This window comes from Lentzea cavernae (genome assembly GCF_014653695.1).
Lineage (GTDB): Bacteria > Actinomycetota > Actinomycetes > Mycobacteriales > Pseudonocardiaceae > Lentzea > Lentzea cavernae.
In genome coordinates this window covers 173,438-193,712 of sequence record NZ_BNAR01000006.1, presented here as the reverse complement: position 1 = coordinate 193,712, position 20,275 = coordinate 173,438, and the positions used below count along the sequence as shown (strand labels likewise).

Below are 20,275 nucleotides of genomic sequence, written 5' to 3'. Positions count from 1 at the left end.
GCTCTCAGTGGAACTCGTCCGCGGAGTCGATGTCCGCGGCCACGTAGTCCGGAACCGCCTTGGTGCCGTGCGCGGCGAGCTGCACCGCCTGGGGCTGGACCAGGTCGACGCCGCCCTCGCGGACCTGCTTCACGCCGTCGTTGTACTGCTGGACCATCGGTCGTCCGAGCGGTCCGTTGCCGAGCTGGGAGTCCAGGCCCGCGATCCTCCCGATCGCCTGCTCCCAGCCGATCTTCACGTCCGCCGCGGACTTGGTCAGATCCGCCATGATCGGCGCGGCGCGGCCGGGGAACATGTCGATGCCGGCGCCGTCGACGTCGACGCCGCCCTCACCGTTCACCGACGGCTCCAGGTCTGCGGGCCCTCGTCGAGCATGCTCAGCACCGGGCCGAACATCGAGTCCGCGGCGGCACCCGGTTTTTGCTGGGGCATCAGCTTCTCCGCGATTCCGGCCGCGTCCCGCTCCGCCTCGGCCGCCGCGTCCCGGACCGTCTCGACGATCTTGCGCGCCAGCGTCGCCGCGTCCTGCTCGCGGAAGATCCTCTGGTCGAGTTCCAGCTCCAGCAGCTCGCCGCGGCCACCGACGACTGCGTGGACGAGACCGTCGTCGGAGTCCGCGGTCGCGCGGACGTCCGTGATCCCGTCCTGCACGCGGCGGAGCCTGCCCGCGAGCCGCGCGTACTCGGCGAGCCTCCCGGTCAGGTCGGTGTCCGAACGGTTCATGGCGGTTTCCCCTTGTCTCCCAGTACGTTCAGGATGACGATCAACGGACGGGGAACCAGCGGGCTGGCCTGTTCCGGCCACGTCACGCGGCGGCACGGCCGATCGCCGCAGGATGTGGTGGCATGAGACCTGTTGCCGTCATGCTGGTCGCGGCCGCGGTGGCCGGACCCGCTCCCGCCCTGGCCGCGCCGCCGGACGGCGCCTGCCGGAACGCCGACCCCGCTCACGAGGTCATCACGCAGATGCCCTGGGCCCAACAGTTGCTCGACGTCAAACAGGCGTGGTCGCACAGCACCGGAGCCGGGATCACGGTCGCCGTGATCGACTCCGGCGTGAACGCCGACCACCCGCAGCTGCGCGGAAAGGTCCTGCCCGGCAGGGATCTGGTGCTCCCCGGCAACGGGCGGGGCGACTTCGGCTGCGTGTCGCACGGCACGGCGGTCGCCTCGATCATCGCCGCCGCGCCGGCGCCCGGAGTCGGGTTCCGCGGTCTGGCACCGGACGCGCGCGTGCTCCCGGTGCGGATCACCGAACGCGAGTTCTCCGACAGCGGCGACCCGATCCCGATCAACCCCGACGCGGTCGCGAACGGCATCCGGTTCGCCGCGGACGAGGGTTCCAAGGTGATCAACCTGTCGCTGTCCGGTTACGGCGACTACCCCGCCGTCCGCGCCGCGATCGGGTACGCGCAGGGCAAGGACGTGCTGGTGGTCGCGGCGGTGGGCAACCGGGCGAAGCTGGGCATGGTGGCGTCCTACCCCGCCTCGTACGACGGTGTGCTCGGCGTCGGCTCGATCGACGTCGAGGGCGCCCGCTCGTCCGATTCGCAGATCGGCACGTACGTGGACCTGGTCGCCCCCGGCGAGAACGTGGTCGCGGCGGCCGGACCGAGCGGCCACGACCACTGGCAGGGCACGAGTTTCGCCGCCCCGGTGGTCGCGGGTGTCGCGGCACTGGTGCGCTCCGCCCGGCCGGAGCTCTCCGCCGCGCAGGTCGCCACGCGGATCCTCGCGACCGCGGCCCCGGCCAGGGGAGGCCGGGGCAGTGCCGAGTACGGCGCCGGAGTGGTGGACCCGTACCGCGCGGTGACGGAGGCGCTCACCGGCGACCGGCCGCAGGCGCTGCCCGCCGTCGTGCCCGCCCCGCCGGACCCGGCCGGGGTGCGCGAGGCCGCGTGGTGGGACCGGGCTGGCGGGGCGGCGAAAGCGGCGGCGGGCCTGGTGCTGCTGGGCGTCGTGGTCGCGGCGGTGGCGTGCTGGGCCGTGCCGCGTGGCCGCCGTCGCCGGTGGGCGCCGGGCAGGGTCACGCCTGCGTCGCCCAGGGCCACTCGCGCGGAGACGCCGGACGAGGTCTTCCTGTTCCCCGTCAACGGGTAGCCGGAAGCCCCGAATCCGATGTGGACTCGGGGCTGCTCGCGGGACGGGTCAGAACGCTCCCATGGAACGCTGGACCGCGCCCATCAGGTTCTGCTCGGTCACGTCGATCGCGCGTTCCGTCTCGTTGAGCTTCTCCTCGATCGACTGGGTGACCTGGTCGGCTCGCTGGTGACGGGTGAACTTCGCCCGGAACGCCTCGTCGTCCCAGTTCTGGTTCTCCGTGTTGCGCGTGTAGCCGCTCTGCCTCTCCCGGACCGACGTCAGGTTCGCGCGTGCCTTCGCGATCGACGCGCGGAGGTTCTGCAGCTCGGCGAACTTCACCGCGATGGAGTCGGGATCGTTGTAAGCCATGGGAAATCCTCGTTTCGTGCGGCTTCCGGGTCAGGCCAGCAGGGTCTTGAGCAGGTCGGCGCTGTCGGCGTCGCCGCCGATGTAGTTCGCCTGGGAGTAGCGCGTCTGCTCGGCGATGTCCTCGCCGTCGACGCGGTTCGTCGTCTGGTTGCCGTCGATCAGCGAGGCCACGCCCGCGAACGCGGCCTTGGCCTGACCGCCCCACACGGCCTGTGCCGCGAGGGAGACCTCGTCCAGATCACGCCTGATCATCTCCATGTCGGCGTTCGTGTCGTCCTGATGGGCCGCCGCCTGACCCATCGCGATCGCATGGCCGTTGATTTCCTGCATCGACTCCTCCTCAGGTCTGCCTGGGCACCGACGCTAGAGCGGCCGTGCCCGCCGGAGGTGGCGCTGGCACGTTGATGCCAACGGCCGCGCGCTCCCGCCGGCAACGGCCACCATCGAGGCGAACAGCGCTCGGTCGGGGGAGGTCGTCGTGGCGACGGTGGTGGTGCACAGGCCGGCGCGGCGGCCGTCGCCGGAGATGCCGGAGGGGGAGCTCGTCCTCGACGCTCCGCCGGAGATCCCGCCGCCCGCGGGACGGCAGTGGACGCAGGTGCTGATGGCGTTGCCGATGGTGCTGATGATGGCCGCGATGGTGCTGATGTTCAGCGGCAGCTTCGGTCAGCTGGGCTCGTCCGGCACGATCCGCTACGTCACCATGGGGCTCTTCGGGTTCGCCATGCTCGCCATGGTCGGCGTCGCGTTCCTCAACGGCGGCGGACCGAGCAAGCGGGAGATGGGCAACGCCCGCAGGCTCTACCTGCGCGGGCTCTCCCAGCACCGGGTGCGCGTCGGCCGGGCGGCCAGGCGGCAGCGCACCGCGCTCTGGTACCTGCACCCCGACCCGGCCACGCTGTGGTCCGTCGCGGACAGCTTCCGGCTCTGGGAACGCCGCCGGGGCGACGACGACTTCGGCGTGGTCCGGATCGGCCTCGGCCGGCAGAACCTCGCCACCACGCTGATCACTCCGGACACCAAGCCGCTCGAACAGCTGGAACCGTTGTCCGCCCTGGCGCTGCGCCAGTTCATCACCACGCACTCCGAGGTCCCCGACCTGCCGCTCGCCATGGCGGTCAACGGTTTCAGCCGCGTGCACGTGCTCGGCGCGCCGGCGGCCGGCCTGGTGCGCGCCATGATCGCCCAGCTCGCCGTCCTGCAGTCGCCGGACGACCTGCGGATCGCCGTGTGCGTGAGCCCGGAACGGCGTCCGCGGTGGGAGTGGCTGAAGTGGTTGCCGCACGCGCTGCACCCGGAGCGCACCGACGCGCTCGGCCCGCTGCGGCTGGTCGCCCCGACCGTCACGATGCTGGAGGCGATGCTCGACGACCTGCTGGCCGACCGGCCGAGGTTCGACCCGGACGACGAGGTCACCAGGGTCGGCGGGCCGCACCTGGTCGTGGTCGTCGACGGTGGCGTGACGGCGGGGTCGGACCACCTGCTGGCGGGCGCGGGCGTCGAGGGTGCCACGGTGATCGACCTGACGTCACCGGCGCCGAGGATGCCCGACCCCTCGACCGTGGTGCTCGACGTCGACGACGACGGCGCGCTGCGCATCTGCGGCGCCGAGGGCGAAGCGGACCTCGGTCGTGCGGACGGTCTGCCGGTGGAGAGCGCCGAGGCGCTCGCGAGGCAGCTCGCGCCGTTGCGGCTCACCGAAGGCGGGCACGGCGAGCAGCCGTTGAGCTCCGAGCTGGGCCTGGAGGAACTGCTCGACCTGGGCGACCCGTACGCGTTCGACCCCGCGGACACCTGGGTGCCGCGGCCGAGCAGGGACCGGCTGCGCGTGCGGTTCGGCATCCGGCCCGACGGCACCCCGATCGAGCTGGACCTCAAGGAGTCCGCGCAGGACGGCATGGGCCCGCACGGCCTGCTGATCGGGGCGACCGGGTCCGGCAAGAGCGAGCTGCTGCGCACGCTGGTGCTCGCCCTCGCGGTGACCCACCCGCCGAGCTCGCTGAACTTCACCCTGATCGACTTCAAGGGCGGCGCCACGTTCGCGCGCCTCGACCGCCTGCCGCACACCAGCGCGGTGATCACCAATCTCGCCGACGAGCTGCCGCTGGTCGACCGCATGTCGGACGCGATCAACGGAGAACTGTTGCGGCGTCAGGAACTGCTCCGCGCGGCGGGCAACTTCGCGTCGTTGCGGGACTACGAGAAGGCCCGCGCCGCCGGCGCCCCGCTGCCCGAGGTGCCGACCCTGTTCGTGGTGTGCGACGAGTTCTCCGAACTGCTGTCCGCCCGCCCGGACTTCATCGACAACTTCGTGCAGATCGGCAGGATCGGCCGCGCGCTCGGCGTGCACCTGCTGCTCGCCAGCCAGCGGCTCGAGGAGGGCAGGCTGCGAGGCCTGGACGCGCACCTGTCCTACCGGATCGGGTTGCGCACGTTCTCCGACATGGACAGCCGGACGGTACTCGGCGTCTCCGACGCGTTCTCGCTGCCCCGCGCGCCCGGCCACGGTTTCCTGCGCTACGGCGACGAGCCGATGACGCGGTTCCGTTCCGCGTACGTGTCCGGTGTCCACCGTGCCGACCAGGCCGGCTCGACCGCGTCCGGGACCGCACAACCGTTGGGACTCAACGAGTACTCGACCGCCTACCACGCGCCGGCAGCCGAGGGGGAACCGTCGTCCGAGCGGCCTGGCGACGAGGGCGACGCCGGTGTGGGGGAGAGCCTGCTGGACATCCTGGTCGACCGGTTCGCCGGTCGCGGCACCCCCGCGCACCAGGTGTGGCTGCCGCCGCTGGACCGCGCGCCGACGCTGGACGAGCTGTTCGGCGAGCTGGTCGTCGATCCGGAACGGGGGCTGCGACCCGCCGACCCTGGATTCGCCGGAGGGGTGCGCGCCGTGTTCGGCGTGGTGGACCGGCCGCTGGACCAGCGCCGCGACCCGCTCGTGTTCGACCTGTCCGGATCCGCCGGGCACGCGGTGATCACCGGAGGCCCGCAGTCGGGCAAGAGCACGGCGGTGCGGTCGTTGATCGCGGGCCTCGCGCTCACCCGGACTCCGCGCGAGGTGCAGTTCTACTGCCTGGACTTCGGCGGCGGTTCCCTCGCCTCGCTGCGCGACCTGCCGCACGTCGGCGGGGTGGCGAACCGGCAGAACGTCGCCGCCGTCCGCCGCACGATCGCCGAGGTCGCGTCGGTGCTGGCCGAACGCGAACGCCGCTTCTCCGAACTCGACGTCGACGGCATGCCCGCCTACCGCGTGCTGCGCGCGAACGGCACGATCACGGACGATCCGCACGGCGACGTGTTCCTGGTCGTCGACGGCTGGGCGAGTCTGCGCAAGGACTTCGAGGACCAGGAGGACATCGTCGCGAGCATCGCGGCGCGCGGCCTGGCGTACGGCGTGCACCTGGTCGCGACGACCGCGCGCTGGTTCGACCTGCGGATGGCGGTGCGCGACCTGTTCGGCAGCAGGCTCGAACTCCGGCTGGGCGACCCCGTCGACACGGCGATCGACCGCATGGGCGCCGCGCGCGTGCCGGAGAACGCGCCGGGCAGGGGGTTGTGCTCGACCAAGCACCAGGTCCTCACCGCGTTGCCCCGGCTCGACGGCGGCACGTCCGAGGACCTCGCGAGCGGGGTGGCCGCGCTGGTCGGCGCGGTGCGGGCGGCCTGGCCGGGCGATTCGGCCCCGGCCGTGCGGATGCTGCCGCACCGCCTGCCCTACCTGGCGTTGCCGGGATCCGATGAGCCCCAACGACATCGGCTGGCGGTCGGCATCGCCGAGCGGGACCTCGAGCCGGTGCGGCTGGACTTCGCCGCCGACGCCCACCTGATGCTGCTCGGCGACGCGGACTCCGGCAAGACGACGTTCCTGCGCACGCTGGCCCGCCGGATCGCCGACACGTACACGCCGGAGCAGGCGCGCGTGCTGCTGGTCGACCACCGCCGCGGCCTGCTCGGCGAGGTGCCGAAGACCCACCTCGCCGGCTACGGCACCGACACCGCGACCACGGCGAAACTCGTCGGGACGACCGCCTACGCGATGAGCCAGCGACTTCCGGGCCCGGACGTGACACCGGAGCAGCTGCGCAAGCGCAACTGGTGGACCGGCCCCGAGCTGTTCGTCCTGGTGGACGACTACGACCTCGTCACCACGTCGATGAACAACCCGTTGCTGCCGCTCTTGGAGCACCTCGCACAAGGCCGCGACATCGGCCTGCACGTCGTGGTCACCCGGCGCACCGGTGGCGCGGGCCGGGCGCTCTACGAGCCGTTCCTCGCGAGGATGCGCGACGTCGGCTCGATCGGATTGTTGTTGTCCGGCAGCAAGGACGAGGGCCAGCTCCTCGCCGGTGTGAAGGCGGAACCGCTGCCACCCGGTCGCGGCAAGCTGATCACCAGGCGGGGTGACACGCAGCTCGTGCAGCTCGCGTGGGTGCCGCCCGCGGAGTGACTTTCCCGGCACACCAAGGAAAATGGAGGAGGAGACGTGGTGGACGAGGGCGCGGGCGTGGACGAGATCTCGATGGACCCGTGGATGATGGCCACCTACAAGGCGGCGAACCTCAACGTCATGGACGCCGGCGGGCGAATGCAGGGCACGATGGAGGAATCCGTCCAGTGCGCGGGCACCGACGGCGTCGTGAGCCAGCAACTCCAGGACATGGTCCGCGGCGCCAACGACTTCATGAAGTCGTGCGAGCTCACCGCGATCGCGGGCACGAACAACTACGTGGGTGCCGACAACGAGAGCGCGCTGGTCATCGACGGCGTGGTCAGCCAGTAAAAGGGGGCGATCACATGGACTACAGGACCATGCCGTTGAGGCAGCAGGCTCTGACCATCAGCGCCGAGATGCGCAACGAGGCGACGCTCGGCAAGAAGGCGGAGATGTGGGCCCAGGCGGAGAAGGAGCTTCCGGCCGTCCGGGACGCCTTCAAGGCCGAGACCAACAAGATCACCGCGGCGAAGTGGGACCAGGACGCCGCCGGCGAGCAGTTGCTGACGCGGTCGGAGAACGCGCAGACGATCCTGGCGGACTGGAGCGACCGGGTCACCGGCGCACAGGCGTCAGCCAAGATCAAGCTGGTCGCCGACTCCCTCATGCCCACGTTCGACGCCGTCCGGATCCAGGTCGAGGCGTACAACGAGGCGCTGAACACCGCGCAGAGCGCGAAGACCACCCTGGAGGACATCGAGACGCCGTTCCGGATCAAGGCCGGCGAGGCGTTGAACGTGCTGGCCGGGTACTTCCGCGACGTCGACGCGACCCTGCAGAAGATCCGGGGCGGCCCCAGCTTCCAGTCGCTGGACGGCGCACCCGGCCCCGGCGGTCCTGGTGCCGGCGGTCCTGCGGGGGGCCCGGGGGGAGCCGCCGGCCAGGGCGGAGTGCAGAACCTGGCTGCCGCCGCCGGTCCTGACCTGGCGGCGGCGGGGGATGCGGCAGGGGGTGTGGGAGGAGGCGCGGCAGGAGATCCAGCAGGGGGTGCGGAAGCAGCCACGGCCGGAGGTCCCGAAGCGGGAGCCGGTGGCGCTGGGCCCGGTGGCGCTGGGGCTGGTGGTGCTGGGGCTGGTGGTGTGGGATCCGGCGGTGCGGGGTCCGGTGGTGCGGGATCCGGTGGCGTGGCGGCCGAAGGCCCGTCGCTCAGCGGTGGCGGGGTCAGCGCGCCGCCGATCCCGGCGCCGACTCTGCCGGCCCTCCCGCCACCGAGCCTGCCGGGAGGCCCGTCGCTCATCCCGCCGATGATCCCGGGCGCCGGTCCCGGCTCGCCCGCACGACCGGGCACCGGTGGCGTCAACGGCATCAGCGGCGGCGTGGGGGGTGTGGGCGGCGCACGGGTGCCGGGTGTCGGCCCTGGCGGCGGCATCGGTGGCCTGACCAGCGCGAACTCGTCACTCCCCGCAGCCATGTCCTTCGGCGCGCCGGCGAACGCGGTTCCGAACGGCCCGGTCCCGAACGCCCTGTCCCCGAACGCGCCTCACCTCGGGTCCGCTGGCACCGGACCGGCGGGGGCGGGCGGCGTGCCGATCATGCCGCCGATGGGCGGCGCGGGCATGGGAGCGGGCACCGGCGCGGGCAACGGCCCCGGTTCCGGTGCCTCGCCACGGCGGGGCAACAGCCGCACGAAGCGCAGGGACGGCAGCACTCCAGGCCTGCCGTCGATGCTCAGCGGCAAGGCGGGCAAGGCCGACACGGGCTCGTTCGTGGTGCGTGACCGCAGGCCGTCGGAACCGCTGGCGCCACCGGCCGCACAGGTCGTGGACGAGGACCTGTGGCGAGTCGACCAGTGGGGCTCTGCCGACGGCCGCACGACCAGGGCACGCCGCCTGCACTGACACCAAAGGCCGGAAGTCCTCAGAGGACTTCCGGCCTTTTGGCGTCAGCGGCGCAGTGCGGCGTCGTGGCCCAGGCCCGAACCCGACGGGATCCTCGACACCAGACCGGCCGGCATCCGGACGGGCTTCGCGCCCGCGAAACCCAGCACCTCCACCACCTTCGGTTCGGCCAGGGGGAAGGCGAGGCCCTGGTCGGTCACCACCAGGAACGTGCCCCTGGGCGCGTCCGGGGTGGCCACCGCCTCCACCAGCGCGGCGTGCCCGGCGGGGACCAGGACGCGGTCGGCCAGCACGGCGCCGCGGTCGGTCTGCCGCGGTGTCGAGGTCAGCGGATCGATCCGGGGCATCGGCGGGTCCAGCGTCACCGAGGGGACGCTCGCGCCCGCACCGAAGGTCAGGCACAGGGTCGAGGTGTCGCCGCCGCGCGCGAACTCCGGCCGCACCGACGGAGGATCGCCCGCTTTCGGCGCGGCGAGCGGCATTTGCGGGGTGGTGCCCGCCTCGCTCAGGCCCATCGGCAGCGCTTTCGGCTCCGCGCCGGGGTAGGCGGCCGCTGTCATCTGGTGTGCGCGCTGGATGTCGAACTGCAGTTCGGTGATCGGCCGCAGCCTGCCGGTCTCGGCCAGGTGGTGCCGCACGCCGCTGGAGGTGGTCACGGCGAGGAGCTGACCGGCCAGGTAGGACCCGAACCCGGCGGGCTTTCCCATGTCCGCCACCGGGATCGGGCCGAGGCTCGCGCCCTGGGGGATCGCCTCGATCACCGCGGGCGCCACCCGGACGGGAGGGGTCGCGCCGAGGGCGATGCCGACGGCCGGCACGTCCGCCTTGTCGATGAGGTGCCGGTATCCCTTGTGCACCAGGTAACGCGCGCCGGTCTCCTGGACGTCGGCCAGCACCGCCTCCTCCCCCAGGGGGACGCCACCCTGCGACTGCCGGCCCACCAGGAGCGCGGACCTCGGCGTGACCGTGCCCGCCTGGTCGGCTTCCGGCTGCGAGCACAGCGTCCAGCCGTCGGTGAGCAACGAGTCCGGGCCCGGCAACGAGTCCGGCGCGTCCGGGATGCCGATGCGAGGGCCGCGCGGCACGCCGGACAGCGAGTCGCGCGACACGGACAGCGTCGGAGCGTGCTGGTCCATCGCCAGCAACGCCGACGCGTAGTTCATAACGGGGTGCAGCCGCTGGTCCACGTACACGTACCTGGTGCCGGTCTCCTTCTCGACGATCACCGACCTGCCGTCCTGCCAGGCCAGGTTGCCGCCGGGGTTGATGATCCCGTACACGCCGGCCCCGGCCAGCGCGATCACCGCGATCGCGATGCCGCCGAACACGGCGTTGCCCGGCCTGCGGAACGGCGGCTGCTCGGGATCGGTCTCCCTGGTCACCAGCGCGGACGTGACGCGCTGGGCCGAGAACTGGTGCGCGTGCAGCTGGTCGTGCTTCGACGCCATGTCAGCCCCCCAGCCCGCGCAGGTAGCCGTAGAGGCCGAGCACGGAGCACAGCACCGGCACGACGGCCAGCACCACCAGGACCTCCAATATCTCGGCGTACCGGCCGAGGTACGGGCTGGGTTCCCGCGTGCTGTGCACGACCCCGAGGGCAACGGCGATCGCGCCCGCCACCAGCAGCACCGGCACCGCCATCGGCAGCAACATGCTCCGGTCGGACATCAACGGCCACAGGGCGAGGCACGCCGCGCCGGCGAGACCGGCCGTCAGCAGGGCCGCCCGCTGCCGCAGGATCGGGTAGAGCCGGGCCCGCAGCAGGAACCCGAGCGTCAGCACGATCACCAGCACCAGCGCTGCCGTGCTGTCGCTGCGGATCAGCAGCACGAAGCAGAAGACGACCGCGAGGGCGAGCCCGCCGATCATGCCGGTGAGCAACGCGTCCGCCCGCACCACCGCCGCGTACACCACCGCCCGAGGCGGTCGGGGACTCTCGCGCAGCAGGTCGGCGGCGTCGCGGGGCAGCACCGGCAACGGCACCCGCGCCAGTTTGATCGACAGCGACGCGCACAGCGGGGAGACCACGAGGCCGCATCCGGCGACGAGCGCGGCCGCCTCGTGTCCCGCGTACGAGTCCGACGTCGCGAGCCAGGAGCCCAGCACCCCCAGCGTGCCGGCCGTCACGGCGCCCACGAACAGCGCCGCCCGGTCGGCCACCCCGGCCAGCGCGACCACCGCGGTGAGCAGGAGAGCCGCGCAGGCGGTCAGCAGGTGGGGCGCGCCGAGGTCCGGCAACGCCCGGTCGCCCGCGAACACCAGCCCACCGCCCGTGAACGCGAACAGCAGCGCCACCGCCCCGGCGGCCGCGCCCAGCCCGGCGTCCCCACCGGCCCTGGCCAGCAGCACGCCGGCGCACACCAGCACCGCGGCGGCGACCAGCGACCACAGTGCGGCCTGGGGCCACGGAGGTCCCGACCGCAGCACCGCGACGAGCCCGAGCACGGCGCCGAGCCCGCCCGCGGCGAGACCGCCGAACCGGGTGTGCCGCGGTGTCCACGTTCCACCGGTGCGCGCGGACCCGCTCGCGATCGCGTCGACCAGGTCGTCGTACTCCAACTCGGGCCAGTCGGTCTGCGCGGGCGTCAGGTGCAGCACCTCTCCGTCGCGCACCTGGTGGGCCGCCAGCGTTCTCGCGGGGTCGAGCGTCGTGCCGTCCGCGTGGCGCAGCACCCAGCCGCCGACGCCCGTCCCGGCGTCGGCGAGCGCGTCACCCGCGTGCGCCAGCAGGCCGGGCAGCAGTTCGGCGAGCGGCACCCGTTCCGGCAGCGCGAGGTCGATGCGACGGTCGGGAGCCGCGACCGTCAGCCGCACAAGGCCAATGGTGTTCATGTGGTCTTCCTGGGTTCGTCCTCCGGCGGCAGCAACCTGCCGACGGAGCTACCGGTGCGATGGACGTACCTAGGCTCACCGCGACGGGACGTTCGGGGAACGGGCCCGGCAGCTAGCGGACACGACAAGGAGGCGACCGTGCACGAAATTCTCCCGGTGGGCCACGATCTCGGCGCCCTGCACGGGGCCGGCGGGCACGTCCGGCAGGTGCGCGCAGGGATCGAGGTGTTCGAGCTGAACGACGCCGAGCACGCGGCGTGGAGCGCGGCGCACGGCGTCGCGGACGAGGACGGGCTGGTGCGGCCCGAGACCACCGAGTCGTTGCGCGACGAGCACGGCGACGACGTCGTGTCCGGTCTGCTGGCCCGGCGCCTGCTCGCGTCCCCGCACCCGGCGGCCGAGTTCGCCGCACGGCACCGGCTGCTGCCACTTGCGCTGGGATTGGGCGCCACGGCCGAGGAACCGTGGTCGTTCTCGGTGGGGTTGCTCGACCAGCCGGTCGTCACGATGACCGGTGCGCTGTACGACCTGTGGCAGTGGGCGCACCTGGCGCCGGACCTGGGGGAGGCCTGCCGGGAGACGGCGGCCGCCGCCACGGGCGCCGGTGTCACCGACGCGACGCAGACGGACCCGGACCAGGTGCTCGCGGGAGCGCTGGAGTCGGTCCCGCTCCTGCTCGCGACCAGGATGGCGTTCTTCGACGTGCTGGTCGAAGGTGTCCGATGAACGTCTACCCCGTCGGCCACTACGTCGGCGAACGGCACCCGGAGGGCCATCACCTCGTGCGTGTGGGGCAGACGCACCAGAGCATGAGCGAAGCCGAGTTCGGCGTGTGGGTGCTGGCACACGGCGTCGCGGGCAGTCCGGAGTGGACGGTGGAGGACCTGCTCGCACTGGCGGAGAAGGCCGAACTGCCCGACGCACGGGCCGCCACCGACAAGCTGACCGGGATCGGCGTCCTCGTCGCCGGCAACGAGGTCGCCTTCGCGCAGACCCACCGGCTGATGCCGTTGCTGGTCGGCCTGGGGAACTCGGAGCTGCACCCGGACCGGTTCGCCGTCGGTCTGCCCGGCCTCCCGCCGGTCGCGGTGCTCGACGAGAGCGGCTACGAGCTGTGGCAGTGGGGACACCTCGCCCCGAGCCTCTGGCACACCTGCGAGGTCCGGGCGGCGGTCGCCGACGAACCGGTGAGCGCTCAGGACCATCTCGGCGGCGTGCTGCGAGACCTGCGGCCGGTGCTGGCGGGCGGATGCGGCTACCTGGACGTGCTCAGCCGTGCCCACCAGCGACTGTACTGATACTGGACCTCACGTGTACGCACGTGGTTACCCTTCGTGCGTGCAGATTCGCAAGTGGGGACGGCGAAGCGCGGGGGAGCGGAACCGGGCCGCGAGGTGGCCGGTCGCACTGCTCGTGGTGGTCGCCGTCGGCGCGGTCACCGCGGCGCTGACCGGGGCGGCCAAACCGGTGTCGGGGCTCGAGTTCCTGCAGAGCGGCCACTGGGTGGTGAACCTCGCGCTCGGGCAGGCCGTGCACGTCGACGGGGCGAGCAAGAAGCCCGACGGCCAGGTGCCGCTCCCGCACGTCGACCAAGGCAGCCAGGTGGTGCAGAGCCCGACCAGCGGTTACGTCGTCGGGTCCGCCGACGTCACCGAGTTCGACAAGTCGACGCTGTCGGTGGAACGCACTTCGCCGTTGCCGTCGGACGGCGAACGCCCACTGGCCGTCGAGGTCGCGGGCGGGCCCTACCTGGTCTACGCCGGGTCCGGCCAGGTCGTGCGCCTGGGCTCCGAGCCGAAGATCCTCTCCGCCGGGCGCGGCCTCGGGTCCCCGGTGACGACCGACGACGCCACGCTGTGGATGCATCGCGCCGAGACGGGCGCCATCTGTTCGTGGGCACGCGGGGCGGACGAGCTGTCCTGCCCGGCGACCGCGCCGGCGGGGCACGCGGGCGGTCTCACCGTCAACGGCGGCAAGCCGGTGTTCGTCGACGCCACCGAGGGCACGATGAGCACGGTCGAGGCCACCGGCATGGGCGTGCAGAAGCCACTGGGACTGCGCCTGCCGCCCACCGCGCGGGTCGCTCCCGCCGACGTCGCCGGCAAGATCGCCGTTCTCGACCCCGACACCGACCGGCTGCACCTGGTCTCGGCCGGGAGCAACCCCGTCACCGTCGTCCTGCCCGCGGGCGAGTACTCGAGTCCCAGCGTCACCGGCACGTCCGTCGTGCTGCTGGACCGGGGCAACAACGTGCTGCGCACCTACGGCGGTGACGGCCGGGAACGCAAGACCACACCGATCCCCGTCGAGAAGGGAGAGCCGCGCCTGAGCCGCGGCGAGGACGCGCGGGTCTACGTCGACGGCGCCGAGGGCAAGCACGTCGTGGTCGTCGACGGCGACGGGTCGATCACGCCGGTTCCGGTGCAGGGCAAGGGCGAGCTCCCGCCGCAGCCCACGCCGGTGCAGCCGCCTCCGGCCACCGTCGCGACGCCCGACCGCCAGCCTCCCGTCCGGCAGGAGCCCGCGCCGCCGGTGACGCCGAGCCGTCAGCCGCAGAAGCAGGTCCCGCCACCCGCACCACCGCCTCCTCCGCCGCCCATCCCGGCGACGCCGCCCGGAATGCCGGGCAACCTGGCCGTGCGCATCGCGGCCCCCGCCTCCGACGCGACCGTCACCTGGACCGCCGCGCCCGCGAACGGCGCCCCGGTCACCGGTTACGTCGTGACGTGGGTCCGCGAGGACGGGTCGAGGCCGGGCAGCGCCACCGTGCCGGGGCTGTCCCACGTCATCGCGGGCATCTGGTCCGGCCGCGACGTCGCGTTCACCGTGACCGTGGCCGCCGTGAACAGCGCCGGCCGGGGAACACCGGCCTCCGTGCGCACCGCTGCGACCGCGCAGCCCACGATCACGCTCTCCCGAGGCGGGTCCGCGTCGAAGGAGTGCGGCGAGCCGAACTGCGCCTGGATGCGGATGGTCTTCGAGGGCTTCGAGCCCGGCGCCACGCTCGACGTGATGCCGCACTCCTCCCACCCCGGCTACTCCAACCCCGGCCACCGGCTGCGCGCCGACAGCGCGGGCAACGCCAACCTCCAGGCCTTCTACTACCACGGGGTCGGGCACACGGTCTGGGTCACGGCCGGTGGCGTGACGTCGAACCGCCTGACGTGGACCGCGGGGTGAGGCTGACCCGGCGCGGGGTCGTCGTGCTCCTCGGTTCACTGCTGCTCGCGATCGGCGGGCACTGGGCGGGCTACCCGCTGCTGCGCGTGCTCGGCGCCGTCGGGGTCGGCGCGGTGCTGGGCGCCGTCCTGGTCACCGCGCGCGGCCCCCGCGTGACGGTGACCCGTGACGTCTACCCGGCTCGCGTCGAACGCGGACGCCCGGCGCTCGCCACGCTGCGGGTGCGCAACACCGGTTCCTGGCGGCTGCGCGGGTTCACCGCGGTGGACCGGGCCGGCGAGAACGTCCGCCCGGTGACGGTGCACGCGCTGGAGCCCGGCGCGGAGTCGACCTACCACTACGAACTGCCGACGACGACCCGTGGCCTGATGCCGGTCGGACCGCTGACGCTGCACCGCGAGGACCCGTTCGGACTCGCCCGCAACCGGGTCACCGCGGGGGAGACCGAGACGCTGTGGGTGCATCCGCGGGTCCACGCGGCGTCGGCCCGCATCGGCGGGTACCCGCGCCACCACCACGAGGGTTCCGCGACCGACGACGCGCTGCGCGGGTCGCTCGACCTCAAGGAGGTGCGCGAGTACCAGCCCGGCGACGAGGTGCGCAGCATGCACTGGAAGGCGACCGCGCGCACCGGGCGGCTGATGGTGCGCGACTCCACGGATCCCGTGCAGCCGAGGTTCACCCTGCTGCTCGACACCAGGGCCTCCGTGTCCGCGGCGCTGTTCGAGGAAGCCGTCGACCTGGCGGCCTCGTTGCTCAGCGCGTCCGCGCTGGCCGGGCACCGCAGCAGGCTCGTCACGTCCTGCGGGGCCGACGTCCCCACCCCGGGCGGGGCGGTGGCGGCGCGGCAGTTGCTCGACCGGCTTTGCCTGCAGGGACAGGACTCCGCCGGCCGCGAGCTCGTACCGCCCGCTCTGTCCGTCGCGGGGAGCCGGGGTGGCTGTCTCACCGTGATCGCCGCCGGTGACGCGGACTTCGGCGCTCTCGCAGGACTGCGCGCCCGTTACTCCTCGCGCTACCTGATGGTGCTGGGTGCGCACGCCGCCCCGGTCGTTCCGACCGCGAGAGTGATCGCCGCAGGGGAGGCGCGCACCGGTGTGCGGCTGTGGAACGAGGTGACGCGATGACGAACCAGGATCGCGTGCAGGTCGCCTGCGTGGCGCTCGCCGCGGTGGTGGCCGGCCTCTTCTTCGCCCCGGTGTTCGGGATCGTGCCGCTGCTGGTGCCGATCGCCGCGGTGGTGGTGCCGGCGTTGGTCGTCGTGGAACTCTGCTCGCGTCAAGGGAAGCTCGCCGCGTGGCGACCGTTGCTCGTCGCGCTGGCGGGGCTTCTCGGCGTCACGGAGTCGTTGCTGTTCCCCACCACCGTGGCCGGGCTGCCCACCGGCGACACGCTCGCGGCGCTGCGCTCGGGGGTCACCGAGTCCTGGCAGCTGACCCTGCAGTCGACCTGGCCCGCCCGGCCGGATCCCGAGCTGATGCTCTTAGTGCCGTTGCTCGTGCTGCTGGCGACCGTGCTCGGCGTCGAGCTGCTCCTGTTGCTGCGCAAGCCTTTGCCGGCGTTGTTGCCCAGCTTCGCCGTGGTGGTCGTGAGCCAGCTCTACCTGGCGTTGTCCGGTCTCGCCGCGGTGGCCGGTGCGGTGGCGTACGCGGCCGTCACCGGGGCACTGATCGCGTCCGGACGTACCGGCCCGGTGTCCGGTCGGAGAGCGCTCGTGCTGCCCGCGCTGGTGCTCGGCGTGGTCGCCGCGATCGTCACCGGGCTGCTCCTTCCCGCGCCACCACCGGGGTACTCGCTCAAGCAGGGCCAGGCGGCCCAGGTGAACGCGCGGGTCACCAACCCGCTCGGCGAGATCTCCTACCGGCTCGGGCATCCCGACACCCCCGTGTTCACCGTCGCCGGAGACCGCGCCGAGCGCTGGCCGATCGTGGTGCTGCAAGCGTTCGACGGCGTGAACTGGACTCCCGGCGGGAGCTACCGCAGGCTCGGCACCGAACTGGCACCCGGCCCCGCGGTGGCCGTGCCGGTGCACCGCCGCGACGCCAGGATCACCATGCGCGGCCTGGACGGCCGCTGGCTGCCCAGCCAGTCCTGGCCCGCCGCCGTGACCGGCGTCGACCCGCTTGTCGAGGAGACGCAGGGAACCCTGCTGGTGCAACGCCCGATGCCCGCGGCGGAGTACTCGCTGGGCTGGTGGGAACCGCAGGTCGGCATCGCGAACCTGGGCAGCGCGGCCGTGAACCCGTACGCGGAGGGCGGCACCGGAAGCGTGGGCACGCCCCCGGAGGGAGTGCCGGAACTGGTCGCGAACGCCCTGCGCGGCATGCGCCCGAGCTTCCAGTCGGCGCTGCAGTTAGAACGCTTCTTCAAGGTGAACTACCGCCTGGCGACAGGCACCGACGTGCCAGGAGGCCACGGCTGGCCACAGCTGCGGCGGTTCCTCCTCGACACCAAGGTGGGCACGAGCGAGCAATTCGCGGCCGCATACGTCGCACTGGCCCGCATGACCGGCATACCGGCCCGCCTGGTCGTGGGCTACCGCACCCCGCCGGGATCCGGCGGCGAGTACGTGGTGCGCAACGGCGACGTGCTGGCGTGGCCTGAGGTCGCGGTGGCCGGCGTCGGCTGGGTGCCGATGGACCCGTACGGCTCCGAGACCAGGGGAGAGGGCAACGGGGCGGGCCTGACCGCGGCGGTAGCGCGGGCAAGAGACCAACTGCCCCCCGTCGAGGAGCTGCGCGACCCACCGGTAGCGGCACCGAACGGCAACGCCAACGCGGCGAACGACTCCACCACGCAGATCCCGTGGGAACTCCTGCTAGCCGTGCTCGCCGCCGCTGCCCTCGGCTGGCTGACCGGGATCCCGCTGGCGAAACGAGTCCGGGCCTGGCGCAGACGACGGCGCCCAGGCAGCGGCGCGGTGCTCGGCGCCTGGCACGAGGCGCGCGACCGGATGCGCGAGCACGGGGCGCCGTTCAGCGAGGGCATGACCCCGCGCGACCTGGCCGCCGCCGCACCCGCGGCCGACCTTGAGTCCACAGTGGAAGGACTGCGGCTGCTCGCGTCCGCAATGGACCAGGCCCTGTGGTCCGGCGCCGAGACCACCGGCGAGGTGCGGGACCGCGCCTGGCACGCGGCCGCGCTGGTGCGCCGCCGGCTCACGAGCCGGGGCCTGCGCGCCAGGATCCGGGCCGCCCTCAACCCCAGCACCCTGATCAGGACTCGCACTCCCGGATCCAGTCGACCTCCGTCGTCGACATGGCCTCGGTGGATCTCGTCGTGCAGGTCGCGCTCGGCACCACCACGATGGAGGTGAGGGTGCTGTGGCCGAACAGATCGCGATCCTCGCGGGTGCCATCGCGACCGCGGCGCTGCTGCTCGTGACGGCGGCCACCACGTGGTTCCGGCTGCGCAGGCCGGTCGCTGTGTGACCAGCGAGGTTCAGCTCAGTTTTCCTTGCAGCATGCTGGTCCCGTGCTCTTGCTGACCCAGTCGTTGTGCTGACACGTCGACCACGGGATAGGTCCTGAGATCGATGGCGTCCGGTATCGGCATGTCGGTCTGCCCGTTCGTGAGCACGCCGAGCGGGATCATCGTGGCCGTGCCGTCGAAGAGCCACACCTGGTACAGCCCGTCTGGTGCGGGCATGCCGTCGACGGAGATGCGCAGCACGGTGCGGTCGGCGGTGCGCACGACGCTGGCGGTGCCACGAGCGGAGCCGGGTGCCGCCGTGAGCCGAGCCAGATCGGTCTTCGCCAGGACCTGCTCGGTGGTCACGGGAGTGGTGATCCTGTCGACCGCGATCGAGCCTGCCGCACCGACGATCGCGGCAGCGGCCGCCACGGCGAGGAACGCGCGCCAGCGGCGCCGCGGCCGGGCCAGCGCGATGACAGGTGCTGGTTCGGCGCTCTGCCCGGTCTCGGCCGCGATGCCGGCCCAGACCCGTTCGGAGGGCATGGGCAGGTCGCGTTCCGCGCGGGTCTCACGACCGATGGCGGTGACCTCGCGGAGCGCGGCGAGTTCGGAGCGACATTCGGTGCAGGTGCGCAGGTGGTCCTCAGTGGACTCGTCCGGCGCGGGTTCGCCCAGTGCCAGCAACGTGAGCAGTTCGGGGTCAGCGTGTGCCACCGTCCACCTCCCAACGTTGCCTGAGCCTGGCCATCCCGCGGCGCAGGTGACTCTTCACCGTGCCCAGCGGCAGGCCGGTGTTCGTGGCGATCTGCTCGTGCGTGAGGTCATCGTAGAAGGCCAGGAGCAGCACCTGTCGTTGCTGGGGCGGTAGCTCGCCGATCGCCTCCAGCACGACCATCCGGTCGACGACCTGATCGGGCCGCGCGGGCTCGTCGGCAGCGCCCCCGTCGGCGTGGTGCAGTGCCTTGACGACGTTCTCGTCGCGAGTACGCGACCGCAGCACGTCGATCGACCGACGACGAGCGATGGTGAGCAGCCAGACGAGCAGGCTGCCCTTGGCGGGGTCGAAGCTCTCCCTGCTGCGCCACGCCGTCACGAACGTCGTCTGCACCACGTCCTCGGCGTCCGCCCGTGACGGCAGGCTCGCCGAGGCCACTCTCAGCACTGCCGGGGCGTAGCGCTCGTAGACGGCTCGAAGCGCGCCCTGTTCACCTGCGACGAAGGACTTGGTCGTCTCGTCGACGGTGTTGCTGGCGCCGGTCAACACGGTGACCCCCGCGGGCAAGATCGCACCACCTGACCGAATCTAGGGCTCGCGGACGAGGTTCGCTCAACGGGCGCGCCCACACCGCTGTGGGCGCGCCCTGACAGGGGAAGCCTCAGCGCAGTACCGGGTTGCCGTAGCCGATGACCAGTCCCGGGGTGAACGCGGTGACACCGAACGTGCTGTTCAGCACCGACGCGGCACCGGGCGTCAGAGCGAGCGTGACCCCCTGAGGCGTCGCGGCACCGATGGTGAACAGATCGGCGCGCTTCCCGAAGTTCACCAGACCGGACAGCACACCCCGGTTGAGGTCGATCGTGTAGTTGGTCAAGTACAGGCGCGTGTGCCCGGCCTGCAGCACGAGTCCGCCGATGTGCTCGATCGTGCCGTCGGACGGGTCACCGACAATCGCGAAGCTGATCGCCGATCCCGTCCTGCCGGCGAACACGGGCTTCACCTTGACCCCCAACGAGGTCAGCGCCGCCGCGGCGGCAGGGTCCAGCGTCAGATCGGTGCGGCCCTTGAAGAAGTTGCCCCACGCCTTGCCGTTGGAGGCCGCTGCGGAGACCGGCGCGGCGGTGGCGGGTGCAGCCACCGCCGCACCACCGGCGAGAGCCATGCCCAAGGCGACTGCTGCGGCGATCATGCGGTTGCGCATGGAAAGCACTCCTCATCCGTCGTGTGGAACAGGTCGTGAAAGGGGTACGACCAGCACCGGCTCCCTGGATGCACCTGTAGCGAAAATTTCGACGTGACACAGCAGACACGAACCTGACGAGCCTCCGACACGAATCAAAGAGGA

At 72.5% G+C, this 20,275-nt stretch carries 18 protein-coding genes; 9 read left to right on the top strand and 9 right to left on the bottom strand.

Annotated features, from left to right (window positions below; translation table 11 throughout):
* Positions 1–4 precede the first annotated feature (4 nt).
* Positions 5–340 carry a hypothetical protein gene (locus tag IE307_RS21275; RefSeq protein ID WP_191300231.1) on the bottom strand — a complete coding sequence of 112 codons (336 nt, stop codon included), beginning with the start codon at positions 338–340 and terminating at the stop codon, positions 5–7.
* Entirely contained in the window at positions 337–723 is a 387-nt protein-coding gene (locus IE307_RS21270; protein ID WP_191300229.1) for a YbaB/EbfC family nucleoid-associated protein, read from the bottom strand. The genes IE307_RS21275 and IE307_RS21270 overlap by 4 nt, the downstream gene beginning before the upstream one ends.
* A gap of 122 nt (positions 724–845) precedes the next feature.
* Here IE307_RS21270 and mycP point away from each other — a divergent pair, with 122 nt between their 5' ends.
* Complete coding sequence (mycP, locus tag IE307_RS21265) at positions 846–2,099, top strand: type VII secretion-associated serine protease mycosin (protein ID WP_191300227.1); 1,254 nt, start codon at positions 846–848, stop codon at positions 2,097–2,099.
* A gap of 48 nt (positions 2,100–2,147) precedes the next feature.
* Here the strand turns inward: mycP and IE307_RS21260 are convergent, their stop codons facing one another.
* On the bottom strand, positions 2,148–2,450 hold the full coding sequence (locus IE307_RS21260) for a hypothetical protein (protein ID WP_191300225.1): 303 nt from the start codon (positions 2,448–2,450) through the stop codon (positions 2,148–2,150).
* A 30-nt stretch (positions 2,451–2,480) separates the two neighbouring features.
* Positions 2,481–2,780, bottom strand: coding sequence for a hypothetical protein (locus IE307_RS21255; protein ID WP_191300223.1), 300 nt, complete (start codon positions 2,778–2,780; stop codon positions 2,481–2,483).
* Between the two features lie 148 nt (positions 2,781–2,928).
* On the opposite strand from IE307_RS21255, the gene eccCa reads away from it, so the two are divergent.
* Genes eccCa through IE307_RS21240 form a run of 3 tightly spaced genes read left to right on the top strand, consistent with a single transcriptional unit; the run spans position 2,929 to position 8,786 of the window.
* Positions 2,929–6,903: a type VII secretion protein EccCa gene (eccCa, locus tag IE307_RS21250; protein WP_191300221.1), complete on the top strand. Its 3,975-nt coding sequence runs from the start codon at positions 2,929–2,931 to the stop codon at positions 6,901–6,903.
* 36 nt (positions 6,904–6,939) lie between these two features.
* Positions 6,940–7,236: a hypothetical protein gene (locus IE307_RS21245; protein WP_191300219.1), complete on the top strand. Its 297-nt coding sequence runs from the start codon at positions 6,940–6,942 to the stop codon at positions 7,234–7,236.
* A gap of 14 nt (positions 7,237–7,250) precedes the next feature.
* Positions 7,251–8,786: a hypothetical protein gene (locus tag IE307_RS21240; protein WP_191300914.1), complete on the top strand. Its 1,536-nt coding sequence runs from the start codon at positions 7,251–7,253 to the stop codon at positions 8,784–8,786.
* Between the two features lie 44 nt (positions 8,787–8,830).
* Here IE307_RS21240 and eccB read toward each other — a convergent pair whose 3' ends face one another.
* Together eccB and eccD are read right to left on the bottom strand one after the other, a co-directional pair.
* Positions 8,831–10,234, bottom strand: a complete 1,404-nt coding sequence (gene eccB / locus IE307_RS21235) for a type VII secretion protein EccB (protein ID WP_191300217.1) — start codon at positions 10,232–10,234, stop codon at positions 8,831–8,833.
* 1 nt (position 10,235) lies between these two features.
* Positions 10,236–11,618 carry a type VII secretion integral membrane protein EccD gene (eccD, locus tag IE307_RS21230; RefSeq protein WP_191300215.1) on the bottom strand — a complete coding sequence of 461 codons (1,383 nt, stop codon included), beginning with the start codon at positions 11,616–11,618 and terminating at the stop codon, positions 10,236–10,238.
* Positions 11,619–11,756: 138 nt separating this feature from the next.
* Between eccD and IE307_RS21225 the strand changes: the two genes are divergently transcribed.
* From IE307_RS21225 to IE307_RS21205, 5 genes are read left to right on the top strand one after another with little or no spacing between them, the layout of a single operon-like run.
* Complete coding sequence (locus IE307_RS21225) at positions 11,757–12,344, top strand: hypothetical protein (RefSeq protein ID WP_191300213.1); 588 nt, start codon at positions 11,757–11,759, stop codon at positions 12,342–12,344.
* Positions 12,341–12,916 carry a hypothetical protein gene (locus IE307_RS21220; protein WP_191300211.1) on the top strand — a complete coding sequence of 192 codons (576 nt, stop codon included), beginning with the start codon at positions 12,341–12,343 and terminating at the stop codon, positions 12,914–12,916. The genes IE307_RS21225 and IE307_RS21220 overlap by 4 nt, the downstream gene beginning before the upstream one ends.
* A gap of 40 nt (positions 12,917–12,956) precedes the next feature.
* Positions 12,957–14,798: a fibronectin type III domain-containing protein gene (locus IE307_RS21215; RefSeq protein ID WP_191300209.1), complete on the top strand. Its 1,842-nt coding sequence runs from the start codon at positions 12,957–12,959 to the stop codon at positions 14,796–14,798.
* A complete protein-coding gene (locus tag IE307_RS21210; protein WP_191300207.1) occupies positions 14,795–15,925 on the top strand; it encodes a DUF58 domain-containing protein in 1,131 nt (376 codons plus the stop codon). The genes IE307_RS21215 and IE307_RS21210 overlap by 4 nt, the downstream gene beginning before the upstream one ends.
* A complete protein-coding gene (locus tag IE307_RS21205) occupies positions 15,922–18,114 on the top strand; it encodes a transglutaminase TgpA family protein (RefSeq protein ID WP_191300206.1) in 2,193 nt (730 codons plus the stop codon). Before IE307_RS21210 ends, IE307_RS21205 begins: the two co-directional genes overlap by 4 nt.
* A 125-nt stretch (positions 18,115–18,239) precedes the next feature.
* Here the strand turns inward: IE307_RS21205 and IE307_RS21200 are convergent, their stop codons facing one another.
* From IE307_RS21200 to IE307_RS21190, 3 genes are all read right to left on the bottom strand, one after another.
* Positions 18,240–18,926 carry an anti-sigma factor gene (locus IE307_RS21200; protein WP_191300205.1) on the bottom strand — a complete coding sequence of 229 codons (687 nt, stop codon included), beginning with the start codon at positions 18,924–18,926 and terminating at the stop codon, positions 18,240–18,242.
* Positions 18,913–19,494: an RNA polymerase sigma factor gene (locus IE307_RS21195; protein ID WP_229904931.1), complete on the bottom strand. Its 582-nt coding sequence runs from the start codon at positions 19,492–19,494 to the stop codon at positions 18,913–18,915. The genes IE307_RS21200 and IE307_RS21195 overlap by 14 nt, the downstream gene beginning before the upstream one ends.
* 94 nt (positions 19,495–19,588) lie before the next feature.
* Complete coding sequence (locus IE307_RS21190) at positions 19,589–20,131, bottom strand: hypothetical protein (RefSeq protein WP_191300204.1); 543 nt, start codon at positions 20,129–20,131, stop codon at positions 19,589–19,591.
* Between the last annotated feature and the right edge of the window lie 144 nt (positions 20,132–20,275).

Bases quoted from the DNA above. Each gene is read 5' to 3' on its own strand.
- IE307_RS21220 (WP_191300211.1), top strand. From the start codon at position 12,341: ATGAACGTCTACCCCGTCGGCCACTACGTCGGCGAACGGCACCCGGAG.
- IE307_RS21205 (WP_191300206.1), top strand. From the start codon at position 15,922: ATGACGAACCAGGATCGCGTGCAGGTCGCCTGCGTGGCGCTCGCCGCG.
- IE307_RS21260 (WP_191300225.1), bottom strand. From the start codon at position 2,450: ATGGCTTACAACGATCCCGACTCCATCGCGGTGAAGTTCGCCGAGCTG.
- mycP (WP_191300227.1), top strand. From the start codon at position 846: ATGAGACCTGTTGCCGTCATGCTGGTCGCGGCCGCGGTGGCCGGACCC.
- IE307_RS21190 (WP_191300204.1), bottom strand. From the start codon at position 20,131: ATGCGCAACCGCATGATCGCCGCAGCAGTCGCCTTGGGCATGGCTCTC.
- IE307_RS21270 (WP_191300229.1), bottom strand. From the start codon at position 723: ATGAACCGTTCGGACACCGACCTGACCGGGAGGCTCGCCGAGTACGCG.
- eccD (WP_191300215.1), bottom strand. From the start codon at position 11,618: ATGAACACCATTGGCCTTGTGCGGCTGACGGTCGCGGCTCCCGACCGT.
- IE307_RS21240 (WP_191300914.1), top strand. From the start codon at position 7,251: ATGGACTACAGGACCATGCCGTTGAGGCAGCAGGCTCTGACCATCAGC.
- IE307_RS21255 (WP_191300223.1), bottom strand. From the start codon at position 2,780: ATGCAGGAAATCAACGGCCATGCGATCGCGATGGGTCAGGCGGCGGCC.
- eccB (WP_191300217.1), bottom strand. From the start codon at position 10,234: ATGGCGTCGAAGCACGACCAGCTGCACGCGCACCAGTTCTCGGCCCAG.